Consider the following 18295-nt stretch of genomic DNA (forward strand, 5'->3'; position numbering starts at 1 on the left):
GGCAAAAATTAAATGAAGAAATCCAGGCGGAAATAGATCGGCGCTTCACGCTCAGTCAGCGCGTCCGGTCGTTCCAGGGAATGCGCGAAAGTCACGCTGGCGGCCACATGCTGACCACGTGCGAACAACTCCAGCGAGTTGCTCGACATGCGCCCGTGCTGGTCGCCGTTGTAGCGATCGCCGCGAATTACGCCCTGGTCGTATCCGAGGCTGGTGCCGTACTCGGCGAACACTGGCCGCAGCCATTCGGCAGTCACCGGGCGGCTCCAGCGCAGGTCGTTGCGCCAGTAGCCACCACTGTCGCCGGACAGCGATTGATCCTTGTAGCCACGGATCGACGCCGAGCCGCCAAGGCTGGTGCGCTGTGGGCTGAACAGCACGTCTTCGCTGCGCTGGCCGGTCATCAGGCTGCTGAAGCTGAATGACTCGTCCCACAGTTTGAACGGCTGCAGATAGCTCAGGGTTGCGGTGTATTTGCGATAGCGTGCGTCCGGTTCGCCCGGGCCGGGATCGTGACTGCCCTGCGCATCGAAAGCGCCGATGCCCTCCTGCATGCCAGCGTCGAAGTTGACGAACGCGCTGCCGACACGACGGCCGTGGTTGAAGCCGAATTGCGCTTCGCTGATGCGATTGCTGCTCAGTTTGAGTTTGCTGTCTTCGATGAAGTTGTTGCTGCGCAGGTACGAAAGTCCCGCACTGAGGGAGGTCTTGCTGACCGCGTCGCGATGGATCACGCGTTCGGCGCGCAACTGATGGTTTTCGCTGTCGCCGGTCTGCTTGAAGTTGTAGCCGTTGGCGGCGATCTGCGAGCGGTACTCGCTCTGGCTGTAGGTGTAACTGAACGTCCACCAGCCCCACGGCAGACTGTAATTGAGCATGGCGTTGTTGGAGGTGTGCTGATGATCGGTCATCGCATCATGACCGCCGCGCAGGCTCAATTGGTCAGCCAGACCCAGCGGGCTGTCCCAATCGAACGAGGTACCCCACTGCTGCTCGCCGGTGCTGCGCTGACCGTCGTTGCTGCGCGACAGGCCGGCGCGCCAAGGCTTCTGCGGCGTGTTGGTGACGCGCACTTCACTGCCGCCGACATTCTGCCCCGGCGCCAGCTCCATTTTGGCCTGGTTGGACGGCAGGCGATTGAGCTGGTCGACCATTTGCTCGATCTCGCGCAGGTTGACCAGTTCACCGCTTTTGCCGGGAAAAGCCATGGCCAGTTCGCGATCCGAGAGCCGGCTGTTTTCTGCGCCTTTCATGCCTTCGAGTTTGCCTTCGACCACGAGCACTTTCAGGTGCCCGGCGGACAGATCCTGTTGCGGCAGATAAGCACGGCTGGTGACCAGACCTTTTTCGATGTAGTGATCGGTGATGACTTTGAGCAGCTCGTTGAGCCGCGGCACGCCGAGGCATTCGCCGATATAAGGCTTGAGCAGCCGCGTCTTTTCGCGCTCCGAGAGGCTGTCGGCGCCCTTGAGCTCGATGTCCTTGATGGTGAAGCAGCGCGTATCGGCGGGTGCTGTCGGTTGCGCCGGTTTGGCGTCTTTGCCGGGCAGATCCTTGAGTTCTTCGAGGCGCCGCTGCTGCTCTTCGAGCAAACGGTTCTGACGTTCGCGGATCAGGTCGGTTTCACCAGGAGTGGGCGCGGCCCAGGCAGATTCAAGCGGAGAAAGGCAGAGCAGCGCCAGGCACAACCGCGCCGTGAAGGCGGGTGAAAACATGTTCGATCCCTCGACATAAAAAGTGACATCAAAATAGTGGCGCGATATTAGAGGGCCATCATTTTGACGTCAAACTTAAGTTTGTTCCGCTCATCGGGATTTGCCGCGCTTTCATACGGGTGAAACCAGCACCTGCGTACAAGTGGCGGGCGCGTTTTGCGCGGATAGTGGCCGTTGCCCATTCGGCATCTATTCTTGCCACACACGATCACAAGGAGTTTGCATGAGCACCTTCAAAACCCAAGACGGCACCGAGATCTATTACAAGGACTGGGGCAGCGGCAAGCCCGTGCTGTTCAGCCACGGCTGGCCGCTGGATGCCGACATGTGGGAATACCAGATGGAGTACCTGAGCAGTCGCGGCTACCGCACCATCGCCTTCGACCGCCGTGGTTTCGGTCGCTCGGAGCAGCCGTGGACCGGCTACGACTACGACACTTTCGCCGATGACATCGCCGGTTTGATCAACCATCTGGACTTGCGCGACGTAACTCTGGTCGGCTTCTCCATGGGTGGCGGCGACGTCAGCCGCTACATCGCCCGCCACGGCAGCGAGCGTGTTGCCGGCCTGGTATTGCTCGGCGCGGTCACGCCGCTGTTCGGCAAGAAAGCCGACTTCGCCGACGGCGTCGACAAATCGGTGTTCGACGGCATCAAGGCCGGCCTGCTGAAGGATCGTGCGCAATTCATCGCTGATTTCAACGCGCCGTTCTACGGCACCAATCAGGGCCAGAAAGTCTCTGACGGCGTGCTCACGCAAACCCTGAACATCGCGCTGATGGCCTCGCTCAAGGGCACCGTCGATTGCGTGACCGCGTTCTCGGAAACCGACTTCCGCCCGGACATGGCCAAGATCGACGTGCCGACCCTTGTGATCCATGGTGACGGCGACCAGATCGTGCCGTTCGAAACCACCGGCAAACAGGCCGCTGCGCAAATCAAAGGCGCTGAGTTGAAGGTTTACGCCGGCGCGCCGCACGGGTTCGCCGTAACCCATGCGCAGGCGTTGAATGAGGATCTGCTGGCGTTCCTCAACCGGTAATCCCGCCCGGCAAAAGCCGTAGTCAGATGCTGATGAACCAAGGCCCGCGCAATGCGGGCCTTGTGTTTTGCGCTATGGTATTTTTCTGCGTCCACTACCCGGAGAAGGAAATCCCATGCTGCGACTACTCGGCAAAGCCTCATCGATCAACGTGCGCAAAGTGCTGTGGACCTGTGCCGAACTGGACATCCCGTTCGAGCGCGAAGACTGGGGTTCGGGTTTCAAGTCGCCAAACACGCCGGAGTTTCTCGCGCTGAATCCCTGCGCCATGGTGCCGGTGATCCAGGACGGCGATTTCACCTTGTGGGAATCAAACACGATCATTCGTTATCTGGCGACGCGTTACGGCGGCGCGCATTTGTATCCCGCTGAGCCTGTTGCCCGGGCGCGGGTCGATCAGTGGACCGACTGGCAGGCCTCGGAGCTGAATCGCTCGTGGTCGTATCCGCTGATGGCGCTGGTGCGCAAGTCGCCGGACTATCAGGATCGCGATGCCCTGGCCGCCGGCTGCCGGGACTGGACGCGCAACATGCAAATCCTCGATCGCCAACTGGAGAAGACCGGCGCTTACGTCAGTGGCGAGCAGTTTTCCCTGGCGGACATCCCGATCGGGCTGTCGGTCAATCGCTGGTTCGAAACGCCGCTCGATCACGGGGATCTTGCTGCGGTGCGCGCCTATTACGATCGCTTGAATCAGCGCGACGGTTATCGTTTGTACGGGCGCAACGGCACGCCATAAAGACATGCTCGATCAGGCTTGCTCACGCACCACGCCCCGCTCTTCAAGCAAGCGCACGAACATGCTCAGACTGCGCGACACTGTGCCCCGGCGCCACACCAGCCAAGTGGTCAGATAGCGGAAGTCCGCGGTCAGCGGCCAGACGCTGACCGTCGCGCTGCCGGGCATGCTTTGCAGCATTTTTCGCGGCATCAGTGCCAGGCCGGCACCGGCGCTGACGCAGGCGAGCATGCCGTGGTAGGACTCCATTTCGAAGATCTTGCCGGGTACGGCAGCGTCGGTGCTGAACCATTTTTCGAAATGATGCCGGTAGGAACAGTTGGATCGGAAGGCGTAGATATTCTCGCCGTTCACGTCCGCCGCACGTTCGACCGGTGAATGATTGAGCGGCGCGATGATGACCATTTCCTCCTCGAACGCCGGCACACCTTCCAGGGCCGGATGCAGCACCGGGCCGTCGACGAATGCCGCAGCCAGGCGCCCGGACAGTACGCCGTCGATCATCGTCCCCGATGGCCCGGTCGAAAGATCGAGATCGACCTTCGGGTGCTGCTGGTTGTACGCCGCCAACAGTTCTGGAATGCGCACCGCTGCGGTACTTTCCAGCGAGCCCAAGGGGAACGCCCCCTGGGGTTCTTCGCCTGCCACCGTAGCGCGGGCTTCCTGCACCAGATCGAGAATGCGCCGCGTGTATTCGAGAAAACTCCACCCGGCCGGCGACAGGCGCAGACGGCTCTTCTCGCGGATGAACAGATCGACGCCGAGATCCTGCTCAAGCTGTTTGATCCGTGTGGTCAGGTTCGACGGCACGCGGTGGATCTGCGTGGCGGCGGCGCTGATGCTGCCGTGCTCGGCCACGGCCTTGAAGATTTCCAGTTGCACCAGATCCACAGTCATTCTCCAATCGTGAAGGAAACGCTCTTTATTATTCAGTTTCCAGAAAACTAGCGCCACCCTACTCTAGGCCCATCCGACGAACCTACAGGACAACGTCATGAGCCAGATTTCCAGCCAGACCCACGCCATCTCGATCAACCCCGCCACCGGTGAGCAGATCGGTCACTACGCGTTTGAATCCGCCGCTGCCCTTGATGCGGCACTGACTCGCGCTGCATTCGCTTTCGGCAAGTGGAAGCGCAAGCCGCTGCAGGATCGTTCGCGCCTGTTGACCGCCCTCGCCGGCGCGCTGCGTGAAACCTCAGAAGCGATGGCAACCATGATCACCCAGGAAATGGGCAAGCCGATCGCCCAGGCCCGTGGCGAAATCGAGAAATGCGCCAAGCTCTGCGAGTGGTACGCCGAACACGGCCCAGCCATGCTCGACGCCGAGGCGACTCAGGTGGAAGGCGGCAAGGCGCGCATCGAGTACCGCCCGCTGGGGCCGATTCTGGCAGTGATGCCGTGGAATTTCCCGATCTGGCAAGTGCTGCGCGGCGCGGTGCCGACGCTGATTGCCGGCAACACCTACGTACTCAAGCACGCGCCGAACGTGATGGGCAGCGCTTACCTGCTGCGCGATGCGTTTGTTCGCGCCGGCTTCCCCGATGGCGTGTTTGAAGTGATCAACGTGACCCCGGAAGGCGTTTCCACCGCCATCGCCGATTCGCGCATCGCCGCTGTGACGCTGACCGGCAGCGTCCGCGCCGGTATGGCCATCGGCGCTCAGGCCGGTGCGGCATTGAAGAAATGCGTGCTGGAACTCGGCGGCTCCGATCCGTTCATCGTGCTCAACGATGCTGATCTGGATGAGGCGGTGCACGCGGCGGTGGTCGGTCGTTATCAGAATTCCGGCCAGGTCTGCGCGGCTGCCAAACGTCTGATCATCGAACAAGGTGTGGTCGAGGAATTCACCCGCAAGTTCGTTGAAGCGACATGCCAGTTGAAAATGGGCGATCCGCTGAACGCCGACACTTACATCGGGCCGATGGCGCGGTTCGATCTGCGTGATGAACTGGATCAGCAAGTGCGCGACACGTTGGAGGAAGGCGCGACGCTGTTGCTGGGGGGCGGCAAGGTTGAGGGTTCGGGCAACTACTATGAGCCGACGGTACTGGCCGATGTCACCGACCGCATGACCTCGTTCAAGCAAGAGCTGTTCGGCCCGGTCGCTTCGATCATCACCGCCCGCGATTGCGCACACGCCGTGGCCTTGGCCAACGACAGCGATTTCGGCCTGACCGCGACTATCTACACCGCGAACGTGGTGCTGGCTGAGCGACTGACCAGTGAACTGGAAACCGGCGGCGTGTTCATCAACGGCTACTCCGCCAGCGATCCGCGTGTGACCTTCGGCGGCGTGAAAAAAAGCGGCTTCGGTCGTGAGCTGTCGCACTTTGGCGTACGGGAATTCTGCAACGCGCAGACCGTGTGGCTGGATCGTAAATAAGCCGGATGCTGTAAAACCTGTGGGAGCGAGCCTGCTCGCGAAAGCGGTGTATCAAGCGATGAAGATGCCGAATCCACCGGCGCCATCGCTGGCAAGCCAGCTCCCACAAATACTGCGGTGGAAACTGATACAGCAAACACCATAGAACCCTGTGGGAGCTGGCTTGCCAGCGATGGCGGTGCATCAGCCAGCATTTATACCGGCTGATTCACCGCTTTCGTGAGCAAGCTCACTCCCACAAGTCCACGCAATTTACAGATATTTCAGCCAGCTGATGTCCCGCCGCCGCGCTTTCAATGCCGAGAACCAGCGCACTGCCGGGAACAGCACCACGGCAAGAACCACCGCCGCCAGCCACACCGCCGTCACCGTCGAAAAGCCGAAATAGCTGCCCTGATTCAGGCCGAACAGCGCCACACCAATCAGGTACAACACCTTCAACACGTACAAGTGCAGCAGATAGAAAAACATCGGCGCCGAACCGAACACCGTCAGCCAGCCAATCCAGCGGCGACTCTGCACGCGCTCAAAGGCGAGCAACAGCAACAGCCCCACGCTCACAGTCAGCGCGATGAACAGCAGCGACGGCGGATACTTGGTGATGTTGAAAAAACTCATCAGCGTCTGCACCAGCGAATCGCTGATCGCCCACGGTTTTTCGCCGTAGCCATTGATCAAGCGCAGCGCCACGAAGCCGAGCAATCCAGCGACCCCGGCGATCAGCAAACGACGCTGACGCACCGCCGCGTCCATGCCGCGAGCATACCACGGCCCCAGCGCATAGCCCAGGCCGATTACACCAATCCACGGCAGCAGCGGGTACGAGGTGCGCAGGCGCAAGGTGTCGCTGATCTCGATCCAGCCCCGATCATGCAGAACCGCCCAAGGCACATGCATCGCCGACTCGACCGGGAAATGCACCGCGTCGAGCAGGTTGTGCCCGGCGATGATCGCCACGCTCAGCGTCAGCAGCAGCGCACGTGGCAACCAGACCAGTAATGCCAGAGCGATCATGCTCAGGCCGATCGCCCAGATCACTTGCAGGTAGATCACGCTGGGCGGCAACTGGAACGTCCAGGCGAAGTTGACCAAAGTGAATTCCAGCGCCACGAGGAACAATCCGCGCTTGAACAGAAACGCGCTGACATCGGCTTTGCCAGCGTATTTTTCGCCGTAGAGCCATGCCGACAAACCGGTCAGCAAGACAAACACCGGCGCACACAAATGCGCCAATGTGCGGCTGAAAAACAGCGCCGGCTCGGTGCTGGCGATGTCCATCGGATCGGAGACCTGTCGGTGCAACAGGAAGGTTTCACGTACGTGATCGAGCAGCATAAACAGGATCACCAGGCCTCGGAGCGCATCAATGGACAGCAGCCGGCCAGTCGTCAATGGGGAAGAACGGGGAAGCACAGGAGTCATGGGGCTTTCGCAATCGAGAGGAATAACACCGGACGGCCGCAACGCCGCCCGCAAATTCGCGTTACCTTATAACATCAAAAAAGCAAAACCCAAACAAGTCAGGATCAAGGTTGCCCATCGGCCCCGGCCTTCTATAGTGAACAGGTCTGCCCTGCCGTCGCGGCCCTCCTCGAGCGTTGTCCATGTTCAACACCGAACACCTGATCATCTGCGAGCACTGTGATTGTGTGTACGAGAAAGTCGTGCTCGCCCAACACCAGAAAACCCTGTGCGTGCGCTGCGGTGGCGTGCTGCAGCGCTTCAACGGCCTGACCATCGAGCAGCGTCTGGCGCTGACGTTCACGGCGGCGATGCTGTGGCTGTTCGCCAATTTCTACCCGGTGATGAGCATCAGCCTCAAAGGCATGAAAAACAGCGCAACCCTTTGGGATTCGGTGCTTGCTCTGAGTCAGGGGCCGATTACGTTCATTGCAATGGTCGCGGCGATTGCGATCATCATCGCCCCGGCATTTCAGCTGGTGTTGCTGGTCTGGGTGTTGAGTTTTGCCCTCGGCCTGCGTCGGGCACCGGGGTTCAATCTGTGCATGCGCTGGCTGGAAACCCTGCGCCCGTGGAGCATGCTCGAAGTGTGTCTGCTGGGGGCGATGGTCGCGGTGTTCAAACTCGCCGGACTGCTCGATGTACTGCCCGGGATCGGCCTGTTCGCCCTGGCGGTGCTGAGCCTGATGATGATCCGCATTGCCGGCCGGGACATTCGTGAACTGTGGGACATTTTATGAAGCGTCCACCGACCGCCAGCGAACTCAACCTGTGCCTGTGCCACAGCTGTGGCCTGGCCTGTGACATGACCGACGAGCCACACCAGTGCCCGCGCTGTGATGCGCCGTTGCACCGGCGCAAGACCAATTCGCTGGCGCGAACCTGGGCGTACATGCTCGCCGCGCTGGCGTTTTATGTTCCCGCCAATCTGCTGCCGGTGATGAATACGGTGATGCTTGGCAACGGTGCCGACAGCACGATCATGAGCGGCGTGCTGGAGTTCTGGGAAGCCGGGGCGTGGGATATTGCGCTGATCATTTTCATCGCCAGCATCGCGGTGCCGGGGGTCAAATTCGTCGCCCTGACCTTGCTGCTCGTCACCGTGCAGCGCAACAGCGACTGGGCGCGCAAGGAGCGTTCCAAGCTGTATCGCTTCGTCGAGCTGATCGGTTACTGGTCGATGCTCGATGTGCTGGTGGTCGCGCTGGTTGCTGCGCTGGTGAAATTCCAGGCGCTGGGCGATATCGAGCCACGACCGGGCATCCTCTTCTTCGGCCTGGTCGTGGTGTTCACCATGCTCGCGGCGATGAGTTTCGACCCGCGCCTGATCTGGGACAAGGAAACCAGCGACACGGTCAGCGACGCAGCGTCTGGAGCAGCACCTGCAACGGATGGCGCAGCGCCTGATCCGACTGGCGCTTGACCTGGCTGCGGCAAGAATAGCCAGTCGCCAACGCCTCGCCCTGCTCCGCCGAAGCCTGCACCTGACGCGCCCACGATTGCTCATAAATGACTGCCGAGGTCTGGCGATTACGTGCTTCGTGGCCGTAGGTACCGGACATGCCGCAGCAACCGGTGGCTTGCGTGGCCAGCTGCAAGCCGGCCCGTTGGAACACCTGTTCCCATTGGCGGGTCGCGGCCGGCGCGTTGGTTTTCTCCGTACAATGGGCGAGCAGACGGAACGCTTTCGGCTGAGCATCAGGCGTCCGTTCTGGCATGACCTTGAGCAACCATTCCTGCACCAGCGCCACTTCAGGACATTCATTCAGGCCCGGTACTTTCAGGTATTCCTGGCGATAGACCAGAGTCATCGCCGGATCCAGCCCCAGCAAAAGCACCCCGGTCTGCGCCAGCGCCTGCAACTGCTCAGCGTTACGCAAAGCCGCGCGATTGAACGCCGAGAGAAAGCCCTGCACATGCAGCGGTTTGCCATTGGCGCTGAACGGCGCCAGATACACCTGATAACCCAACCGCGAAATCAGCTCGACCAGATCAGCCAGCAGCGGCGCTTCGAAGTAGCGGGTGAAGGCGTCCTGCACGATAACCACGCTGCGTTCGCGTTGCTCTGGGGTCAGCGCCGACAGCGTTGCAACCGTTGCTGGCTGCACCTGCCAACGGCGCATCGCTGCGTGGAAATCGAAACGGCTGAGCAACGGCACATCGACCATGCCACCGATCCGCGCCAGTGCGCCACGCACCCAGCCAGCGCCCATCAGACCGTTGTACAGCGCCGGAATCCGCGCCATATAGGGAATGGTGTATTCCAGCGAGGCAATCAGGTAATCCCGTGCCGGCCGCAGATAACGACTGTGATACAGCTCGAGAAAACGCGAGCGGAATTCCGGCACGTTGACCTTGACCGGGCACTGCCCCGCGCAGGATTTGCAGGCCAGGCAACCGGCCATGGCGTCATACACTTCATGGGAGAAGTCCGCCGACGGATCGCGGCTGTTGCGCCAGCGCTGCCACAGCGAGCGGAAAAAAGCCGGTTTGCGAATCGCATCCGAGAGCACGTCGACGCCCGCCTCGCCCTGCAACCGCAGCCATTCACGAATCAGCGAAGCGCGGCCCTTGGGCGACTGCGCGCGTTCGCGGGTGGCTTTCCACGACGGGCACATGGCGTCATCGGGATCGAAGTTGTAGCAGGCGCCGTTGCCATTGCAGTGCATGGCCGCGCCGTAGCTTTGCCAGACTTTCTCGTCGATCTGCCGATCCAGCTCGCCGCGCAGGGTCACTTCGTCGATCTTCAGCAATGCCGCGCCGCCGTTGGCCGGCGTGGCGATTTTGCCAGGGTTGAACTGATTGAGCGGGTCGAACGCGGCTTTCAAGGCTTGCAGCGCCGGGTACAACTCGCCGAAGAATGCCGGCGCGTACTCCGAACGCAGGCCCTTGCCATGCTCGCCCCAGAGCAGGCCGCCGTAGCGCTGGGTCAACGCGGCGACGCCATCAGACACCGGGCGTACCAGCGCCGCTTGCTGCGGGTCTTTCATGTCGAGAATCGGCCGCACGTGCAGTACGCCGGCGTCAACATGGCCGAACATACCGTACTGCAAACCGTGGCTGTCGAGCAGCTCGCGCAGCTCGGCGATGTATTCGGCCAAATGCTGCGGCGGCACTGCGGTGTCTTCGACGAAAGGCTGCGGGCGGGCTTCGCCGGCGACGTTGCCGAGCAGGCCCACCGCCCGTTTGCGCATGCCATAGACCTTGTTCACCGCTGCCTGACCGATCGCCAGTGTATGTCCGAGGCGCTCCACGGTGCGGTCGCTTTGCAGATGTTCGAGGAACGCTTCGACGCGGCGCTGCAGGTCTTCGGGATCGTCACCGCAGAACTCGACCAGGTTGATGCCCAGAGTCGGTCGCTCAGGGTTTTCGGGAAAATATTCGGCAACGCCGTGCCAGACGATGTCCTGCATCGCCAGCAGCAAGACCTTGGAATCGACGGTTTCAATCGACAACGGCTTGAGCGCCATCAACGCCCGCGCATCGCGCAGGGCATCCATGAACCCGGCGTAGCGGATATTCACCAGCATCGTGTGCTTGGGAATCGGCAGCACGTTGAGCCGCGCTTCGACGACGAAGCCCAGCGAGCCCTCCGCGCCACACAGCACGCTGTTGAGGTTGAAGCGCTGGTCGGCCTCACGGAGGTGCGCCAGGTCATAACCGGTCAAGCAGCGGTTGAGATCCGGAAAGCGTGCCTTGATCAGCTCGCCCTGTTCATCAATGATCTGCCGCGCACAACGATAGACTTCGCCGACCCGATCGTCGCGGGCGCACTGCGTTTCAAGCTCGTCCTCCGTCAGCGGCAGACCGTGCAAACGCTCGCCGCCGCGCAGGATCATCTCCAGTTCCAGCACATGGTCGCGGGTCTTGCCGTAGGTGCAACTGCCTTGGCCACTGGCGTCGGTATTGATCATGCCGCCGACCGTGGCGCGATTGGAGGTCGACAGTTCCGGGGCGAAGAACAGCCCGGCGGATTTCAACGCGGCGTTGAGCTGATCCTTGACCACCCCGGCCTGCACCCGCACCCAGCGCTGTTCAACGTTGATTTCCAGAATGCGATTCATGTGCCGCGACAGGTCGACGACGATACCGTCCGTCAGCGATTGACCGTTGGTGCCGGTGCCACCGCCACGCGGGGTGATCACCACTTTCTCGTACGCCGGTTCGGCAATCAGCCGTGCGACACGTGCCACATCATCCGCATCCAGCGGAAACACAGCGGCTTGCGGCAGGCGCTGATAGATCGAGTTGTCGGTCGCGAGTACCACGCGGCTGGCGTAATCAGCGCTGATTTCACCGCGAAAGCCGCTGTCTTTCAGGGCGGCGAGGAATTGTTGGTAATCGCCGGTCAAGGCTTTGGCGGGCGACAGCTGGGCAATCATTGGTCGGGTTATCTCGGTCAAATCGGGCTGTGTGGCGGTGAACAGTTGTGCGCAAGGAATGATTGCGTCAGGCTCCGCCATCTGATTGCGCCCATGTTCATTGCTGGCCAGCCATGGAACAAGCGTAATTTCGACCCGCTATCGATGAGTTTTACGAATGAATCCGCGCACCCTCACACCGTCCATGTCGCTGCTGCTGGCTTTCGAGGCCGCCGCTCGTCATGAGAGTTACACCCGCGCCGCCCATGAACTGTCACTGACGCAGAGCGCGGTCAGCCGCCAGGTACAGATTCTCGAGAAGATGCTGGGCATGCGCTTGTTCAGCCGCGAAGGCCGGCAGGTGGTGCTGACCGATGTCGGTCGCATGTATCAGCGCGAACTCAGCGAAGCCCTCGGGCAGATTCGCAGCGCAACCTTGCAGGCAATGGCGTTTGGTTCGGGCATCCACAGCCTGCGCCTGGCGACGCTGCCGACCTTCGGCTCGAAATGGCTGCTTCCACGGCTTAAGGATTTCTACACGGCGCACCCGGGCATGACCGTGCACCTGCACTCGCGGATCGAAACCATCGACTTCGATACCAGCGAAATCGACGCCGCCATCTGCGTCGGCGGCGGAGAATGGCCAGGCCTGACCGCCCTGCCCCTGCACACCGAAGAACTGGTGGCCATTGCCAGCGCGCAGTTGTCGGCACCTGAACGCGACAAAGCTGAGCAGCACATTGCCGGGCAGTTATTGCTCAACGTCAGCAGCAATGCCCAGGCGTGGGCGGAATGGTTCAGCCATCATCAACTGCCGCATCGCAGCATGCGGATCGGGCCGAGCTTTGAAATGACCTCGCACTTGATCCAGGCAGTACGCGCCAATATCGGTGTTGGCCTGGTGCCGCGAATTCTGGTCGAAGACGAATTGCTCAAGGGCGAATTGCTGCAACTGGGCGAGCCGATTACCAGCCGACGCAGCTATTACCTGGTGTACCCGCCGCGTAATGAGAATCTGCCTTCGTTGAAGGCGTTCAGGGATTGGCTGATTGATACCCTCTGAAGGATCGAGTCGCGGCCATTCGCGAGCAGGCTCGCTCCCACAGGGAAACGTATGTCAAGTGTGGGAGCGAGCCTGCTCGCGAAGAAGCCAGTCGCAACGAACTTAAAACCTCGGCTTGACCGCCCGCCAATCCGCCTTGTACCGCTGCATCTGCCGCACATCATCGCGCTGGCGAATCCCGCACGTCAGGTACTGGTCATGCAGCTTGGCCAGTTGCTCATGGTCCAGTTCCAGCCCCAACCCCGGCGCACGGCTGATCTTCACACAGCCATCGACAATCGGCAGCTTGCCGCCCTTGATCACTTCCTCGTCCGGCTCCTGCCACGGGTAGTGGGTGTCGCAGGCGTAATCCAGATTCGGCACCGCCGCCGCGACGTGCGCCATGGCCATCAGGCTGATGCCCAGGTGCGAGTTGGAATGCATCGACACGCCGAGGCCAAACACATCGCACATTTTCGCCAGCGTCTGCGTATCCCGCAGGCCACCCCAATAATGGTGGTCGGCGAGGACGATTTGCACGCTGTTCTGCGCAACGCTGCGGCGGAACTCGTCGAAATCGGTGACGACCATATTGGTCGCCAAGGGCAGACCGGTGCGCTTGTGCAGTTCGGCCATGCCATCAAGGCCCGGGGTCGGGTCTTCGTAATACTGCAGATCATCGCCGAGCAGTTCGGCCATGCGAATCGCCGTCTCCAGCGACCAGTTGCCGTTCGGATCGATGCGCAGCGGGAATCCCGGAAAGGCTTTCTTCAGTGCCTTGATGCAAGCCACTTCATGCTCCGGCGGCAAGGTGCCGGCCTTGAGCTTGATGCTCTTGAATCCGTACGCTTCGATCATCCGCGCTGCCTGCGCGACGATCTGTTGCTCGCTCAGCGCTTCGCCCCAGTTATCTGGCTTGTAGGGGGAGTCGATGTGTTCGGCGTATTTGAAAAACAGGTAGGCGCTGAACGGCACTTCATCGCGGATCGCGCCGCCGAGCAGGTCCACCAGCGGCACGTTCAGGTAGTGCGCCTGCAAATCGAGAAACGCTACTTCGAATGCCGAGTAGGCATTGCTCACCGCTTTGCTGGCATGGGAACCGGGGGCCAGTTCGGCACCAGCGACGCTGACGGGTTTATTCGCCGCCACGGTGGCCTGCACGATCGCGCGCAATTGATTGAGGTTGAACGGATCGAGGCCGATCAACTGGCTCTGCAATTGTTGCTGGATCGCCAGCGCCGGGGCATCGCCGTAGCTTTCGCCGAGGCCGATGTAGCCGTTGTCACTTTCAATCTCGATGATCGAGCGCAGAGCAAAGGGTTCGTGGATGCCGCTGGCGTTGAGCAGTGGCGGATCGCGAAAGGCAATCGGGGTGACGCTGACACGGGTGATTTTCAAGATAACGCTCCTGACAGATCAACAATCGATTCAGTGGCTCGCAGCCGGACGAGCCGGCGCCACAACGGCGTCTTCGTCACTTGGTTTTGCCGGGGTTTTATCTTTGGCGCCAGGCGCCGTGCGGGCGAAGAAGATCACCACGGCAGCGATCAGCGATGTCGCCGCCAGGCCATACAGGCCGCCCTCGATGGAGCCGGTGGTTTGTTCAAGGATGCCGAACGCGGTCGGCGCGACGAAGCCGCCAAGGTTGCCGATGGAGTTGATCAGCGCGATCACCGCCGCAGCAATGCGCGCATCCAGATAGCTCTGCGGAATCGGCCAGAACAGCGCCGACGCCGCTTTGAAACCGATGGCGGCGAAGCAGATCGCGACAAAGGCAAACACCGGCCCGCCGGTGGTCGACATGAACATACCGATGGCGGCGATTACCAGGGTCAGCGCGACCCAGGCCTGCTGGAATTTCCACTTGCCGGCCAGCGCCGCGAAGCCGTACATGGCGACAATCGAAATGATCCACGGAATGGAGTTGAGCAGCCCGACCTGGAAATCACCGAGGTTGCCCATCTTCTTGATCATGCTCGGTAGCCAGAAGGTTGCGCCGTAGATGGTCAGGGCAATGGAAAAGTAGATGAAGCAGAACAGCGCGATCTGCCGGTCGGCCAACAGTTTGAACATCGACGGCTTGGCGACTTGTACCGCTTCGCGAGCGCGCTGCTCCTCGGCAATCGCCGCGACCAGCGCTTCACGCTCCTCCTCGCTCAGCCACTTGGCTTGGCGCGGGTGCGATTGCAGCCAGAACCAGACGAAAGCACACAGCACCACCGACGCAGCGCCTTCGATCAGAAACATCCACTGCCAGCCGTGCATGCCCAATCCGCTGATATGCAACAGCGCACCGGACACCGGGCCGGAAATGACCGAGGCAATCGCCGAGCCGCTAAGGAACACCGCCATGGTTTTGCCGCGCTCGGACGCTGGCAGCCATTGGGTGAAGTAGTAAATGATTCCCGGGAAGAACCCGGCCTCAGCCGCGCCAAGAATAAAGCGCAGTACGTAGAAACTGGTTTCGCCCTGAACAAAGGCCATGGCCATGGCCGCAGCGCCCCAGGTGAACATGATCCGCGTCAGCCAGACCCGCGCGCCGTAGCGCTGCAACAGCATGTTCGACGGCACTTCGAACAGCGCATAACCGATGAAAAACAATCCGGCGCCAAGTCCATAAGCCGCTGCGCCAATGCCCAGATCGGTCTCCAGATGACTGCGCACGAAACCGATATTGACCCGGTCGATGTAGTTGACGATGAACATCACCACGAACAGCGGCAGCACATGGCGTTTGACCTTGGCGGCGGCGCGGGCGAGCACCGTGATGTCCGGCGGACTCTGGAGGGTTTTCAAGGGGCGACTCCCGATCTTGTTTTTTTAGGGATGACTTGAAGCAATGAGCCGATCATGGACGTCGTGCATTGATCCCGTCTAATCTAAACAGGCATTCGATTGATACCTGGATTAGATCAATGTTCGAACTCACCCAACTGCGCTGCTTTACCACGGTCGCCACCGAACTCAACTTCCGCCGCGCCGCCGAGCGTCTGAACATGACGCAGCCGCCGCTGAGCCGGCAGATCCAGTTGCTGGAGCATCACCTTGGCGTCGAGCTGTTCACCCGCAGCACACGCAGTGTTGCGCTGACGGCGGCAGGCCGGGCATTTTTCGTTGAAGCGCAGAATCTGCTGGAGCGCGCCCAGCAAGCAGCGATCACCGCACGCCGGTTTGCCGAGGGCGATATTGGTTCGGTAAACATCGCGTTTGTCGGCAGCGCGGTGTATGAGTTTCTGCCCAAGGTGATCGCCGAAGCGCGACTTAAACAGCCCCAGGTGAAAATCGATCTGGCAGAGATGAACACCTATCAACAGCACGAGGCGTTGCGAGCTCGCCGTATCGACCTGGGCATCGCCCGAGCGCCATTGCAGGAACCGGGTTATGCCACCGAATGCCTGGTGCGCGAACCATTTGTGCTGGCAGTGCCCAGCGGGCACAAGTTGGCAAACGCGACTGAAGTGTCTGTCGCCGATCTGGATAAACAACCGTTCCTGATGTACTCCCATGAAGCCTATCCGCCGTTCAACGAACTGTTGACCGGCACGCTACGCTCAGCGCGGGTGGCGCCGGATTACGTGCAGTGGCTGGGCTCGTCGCTGACGATTCTGGCGCTGGTCAACGCTGGCATGGGTCTGGCGCTGGTACCGCGTTGCGCTACCAGCGTGGTGTTCAGGAATGTGGTGTTTCGCGAGATCGATCTGGGCGAAGGGGTGCAAAGCGAACTGCATCTGATCTGGCGGGAGAACAATGACAACCCGGCGTTCGCGATGTTGCTGGAGGCGATTCGCCGGGCGGTGGTGCAGGGTTGGGGCTGAAGAAGTTTATCGTCTAGACCGTGGTTTCAGAGGCGGCGGCGCACTGGGTCCCTTGATCAAGGGCACGTCGAGCATTTTTCCGTCCGGCCCGACAAAGAGTCGCTCTAAATGCTTTGGCATGGGTTGTGGTGCTCTGGCAGTTGGCATGTTGATCCCTCTGATACTGGGCTGAACTCGACCCATTTGACTTTCGCGGAATCTATCAACAAAAACTCCGCGCCAATAGATGCAGGTTGGCCATCATCCGTGAGCCAACGCGGATATTTCATGACGAACTGACCATTTGATGATTCCCGTGGCCACTCGACCGGCCAGCCAAATACGCGCCTTTCGTCGCTTAAATGCAGGGTTATAAAGCGCTCATGTTGGGCAAAGGCGCAGAACCATTCACTGGGGAAAGAAGATTGTTTCGTGACGTTTCGCTTACGTAACCAGCCGTGCAATTTGTCACTCGTAGCCAGGTAACAGGCAAACAATCCCAGCATCAGCGAAAACACAAATGCCCAGAGCGTTTGCGCCCGATCATCCCAGTTTCCTAATGAAAAACCCTTCGAGCCAATCCATAAACAGAGGTTGCCCACCGCCAACACCGCGCCCTGAATCACAAAAGTAAATATCAGCGCCTGCACGATCTGGCCGAACGTATCCGGTCGCTTGAATGCCGTAAGTGAATAGAAGATCCAGGTCGATAGAAACCCGGGGATGAGGTACTGCAACAGCGGAATGATGTCCTTGACCAGATCATCCATGATCCGAGGCTCCTTTTAGTCATGCCGAACCCGTCACGGGCCGACATTCAAAGCCTAGTCAAGGATCCTGCTGCGCCTCGGGGGCAACTGTCACAGCTCATTGCGAGCGTTTGGCTGGAGTCTCCATCCGATGAAAAAAGGCAGACACCGAACTTCAGTGTCTGCCTTTTTTGAGATCCGGGCGCCCGGTTACAGGCAGTCACGCACCGATTGGCGCAGCGACCCGGACTTGGCCCACGGCGGCCCCTGGTAGAGAGACACTTTGCTGCCGTCCTTGTATTTGACGATATCGAGAATCTCATCCGCCGTGATAATGCTCGGCGCGGTAATCCGGTAGCCGTTGGAAATCGACGTCTGCGAAGTCTTGGCCACGTCTTTCTGCCACAACGGTAACAAACACGCAGCATATTCCTTGGGTGGCTTGTCACTGGTCTTGCTGAGGTTTGGCTCGCCCGGCACCAGCGACGCCGGTAACGAGCACCCCGTCAACAGAGCCAGTGCCAGACTGCCGATCCATACGCGCATGTTGTTTACCTGTGCGGAAAAAAGCTGAATGTACCGTTTAACTGCTTGCACATCCATCGTGGCAACCCGCCGTTACCGGCGTTTGGACAATTTTTCACATCGGTTCAGCCGGGCGTCAGATGACTTGGCCGCATCCGGGAAAATGCGACTACTCTTTTCTACCGAGAACGTTCAGGAGGTGATCATGCGGCTCAATGAATACGAACACGAACTTCAACGGGATTTGCAAAGCGTGGCGTCGGACCTGAGATGGTCGGCGGTCGATCTCAAGCGCATCGCTGAACAACTGCGTAAATCCGGCAACGAGGCAGACGCCCAGACCGTGTTGCGGTCGTGCGAAATCCTGCAAAGCGACGAAGAGAGATTGCAGATCTATGCCAAGGAGGTAAAAGCCCGGACCATCAGCCGAATCAAGGTGCACTGACAAGCGTTCCAAAGCCACAAATAAGAAGCCCCGGTC

At 60.4% G+C, this 18295-nt stretch carries 16 protein-coding genes; 8 read left to right on the forward strand and 8 right to left on the reverse strand.

Annotated elements, in window-relative coordinates; translation table 11 throughout:
- Positions 1-8 precede the first annotated feature (8 nt).
- Positions 9-1715: a ShlB/FhaC/HecB family hemolysin secretion/activation protein gene (locus tag ACZ9BE_RS13065; RefSeq protein WP_460095179.1), complete on the reverse strand. Its 1707-nt coding sequence runs from the start codon at positions 1713-1715 to the stop codon at positions 9-11.
- A gap of 223 nt (positions 1716-1938) precedes the next feature.
- Here ACZ9BE_RS13065 and ACZ9BE_RS13070 point away from each other — a divergent pair, with 223 nt between their 5' ends.
- Positions 1939-2757, forward strand: coding sequence for an alpha/beta fold hydrolase (locus ACZ9BE_RS13070; protein WP_095180222.1), 819 nt, complete (start codon positions 1939-1941; stop codon positions 2755-2757).
- Positions 2758-2872: 115 nt separating this feature from the next.
- Positions 2873-3496, forward strand: a complete 624-nt coding sequence (locus ACZ9BE_RS13075; RefSeq protein WP_056789310.1) for a glutathione S-transferase family protein — start codon at positions 2873-2875, stop codon at positions 3494-3496.
- A gap of 12 nt (positions 3497-3508) precedes the next feature.
- Here ACZ9BE_RS13075 and ptrR read toward each other — a convergent pair whose 3' ends face one another.
- On the reverse strand, positions 3509-4387 hold the full coding sequence (ptrR, locus tag ACZ9BE_RS13080; protein ID WP_038862196.1) for a putrescine utilization regulator PtrR: 879 nt from the start codon (positions 4385-4387) through the stop codon (positions 3509-3511).
- Positions 4388-4490: 103 nt separating this feature from the next.
- Here ptrR and ACZ9BE_RS13085 point away from each other — a divergent pair, with 103 nt between their 5' ends.
- Positions 4491-5882: an aldehyde dehydrogenase family protein gene (locus ACZ9BE_RS13085; protein WP_476249529.1), complete on the forward strand. Its 1392-nt coding sequence runs from the start codon at positions 4491-4493 to the stop codon at positions 5880-5882.
- A 252-nt stretch (positions 5883-6134) separates the two neighbouring features.
- On the opposite strand, the gene ACZ9BE_RS13090 is transcribed toward ACZ9BE_RS13085, so the two are convergent.
- Positions 6135-7304, reverse strand: coding sequence for an acetyltransferase domain-containing protein (locus ACZ9BE_RS13090; RefSeq protein WP_476249530.1), 1170 nt, complete (start codon positions 7302-7304; stop codon positions 6135-6137).
- Between the two features lie 182 nt (positions 7305-7486).
- Between ACZ9BE_RS13090 and ACZ9BE_RS13095 the strand changes: the two genes are divergently transcribed.
- Together ACZ9BE_RS13095 and ACZ9BE_RS13100 are read left to right on the forward strand one after the other, a co-directional pair.
- Complete coding sequence (locus ACZ9BE_RS13095; protein WP_476249531.1) at positions 7487-8083, forward strand: paraquat-inducible protein A; 597 nt, start codon at positions 7487-7489, stop codon at positions 8081-8083.
- Positions 8080-8766, forward strand: a complete 687-nt coding sequence (locus tag ACZ9BE_RS13100) for a paraquat-inducible protein A (RefSeq protein WP_056789305.1) — start codon at positions 8080-8082, stop codon at positions 8764-8766. The genes ACZ9BE_RS13095 and ACZ9BE_RS13100 overlap by 4 nt, the downstream gene beginning before the upstream one ends.
- Here the strand turns inward: ACZ9BE_RS13100 and ydiJ are convergent.
- Positions 8699-11725 carry a D-2-hydroxyglutarate dehydrogenase YdiJ gene (gene ydiJ / locus ACZ9BE_RS13105; RefSeq protein WP_476249532.1) on the reverse strand — a complete coding sequence of 1009 codons (3027 nt, stop codon included), beginning with the start codon at positions 11723-11725 and terminating at the stop codon, positions 8699-8701. The genes ACZ9BE_RS13100 and ydiJ overlap by 68 nt on opposite strands.
- Positions 11726-11882: 157 nt before the next feature.
- Between ydiJ and ACZ9BE_RS13110 the strand changes: the two genes are divergently transcribed.
- Positions 11883-12767, forward strand: coding sequence for a LysR substrate-binding domain-containing protein (locus ACZ9BE_RS13110; protein WP_150635058.1), 885 nt, complete (start codon positions 11883-11885; stop codon positions 12765-12767).
- Positions 12768-12869: 102 nt separating this feature from the next.
- On the opposite strand, the gene ACZ9BE_RS13115 is transcribed toward ACZ9BE_RS13110, so the two are convergent.
- Positions 12870-14144 (reverse strand): glucarate dehydratase family protein, encoded by a 1275-nt coding sequence (locus ACZ9BE_RS13115; RefSeq protein WP_252882195.1) that lies wholly within the window; start codon positions 14142-14144, stop codon positions 12870-12872.
- Between the two features lie 30 nt (positions 14145-14174).
- Entirely contained in the window at positions 14175-15542 is a 1368-nt protein-coding gene (locus ACZ9BE_RS13120; protein ID WP_476249533.1) for an MFS transporter, read from the reverse strand.
- 119 nt (positions 15543-15661) lie between these two features.
- On the opposite strand from ACZ9BE_RS13120, the gene ACZ9BE_RS13125 reads away from it, so the two are divergent.
- Positions 15662-16561, forward strand: a complete 900-nt coding sequence (locus ACZ9BE_RS13125) for a LysR family transcriptional regulator (protein ID WP_056789291.1) — start codon at positions 15662-15664, stop codon at positions 16559-16561.
- Positions 16562-16665: 104 nt separating this feature from the next.
- Here ACZ9BE_RS13125 and ACZ9BE_RS13130 read toward each other — a convergent pair whose 3' ends face one another.
- Together ACZ9BE_RS13130 and ACZ9BE_RS13135 are read right to left on the reverse strand one after the other, a co-directional pair.
- Complete coding sequence (locus ACZ9BE_RS13130) at positions 16666-17310, reverse strand: DUF6338 family protein (protein WP_252876470.1); 645 nt, start codon at positions 17308-17310, stop codon at positions 16666-16668.
- Between the two features lie 189 nt (positions 17311-17499).
- Entirely contained in the window at positions 17500-17835 is a 336-nt protein-coding gene (locus tag ACZ9BE_RS13135) for a hypothetical protein (protein WP_041480781.1), read from the reverse strand.
- 184 nt (positions 17836-18019) lie between these two features.
- On the opposite strand from ACZ9BE_RS13135, the gene ACZ9BE_RS13140 reads away from it, so the two are divergent.
- The gene (locus ACZ9BE_RS13140) at positions 18020-18259 is read left to right on the forward strand and encodes a hypothetical protein (RefSeq protein WP_041480783.1); all 240 of its coding nucleotides are present in this window, start codon (positions 18020-18022) and stop codon (positions 18257-18259) included.
- The last annotated feature ends 36 nt before the right edge of the window (positions 18260-18295 follow it).

The organism is Pseudomonas sp. TE9122 (genome assembly GCF_056278925.1).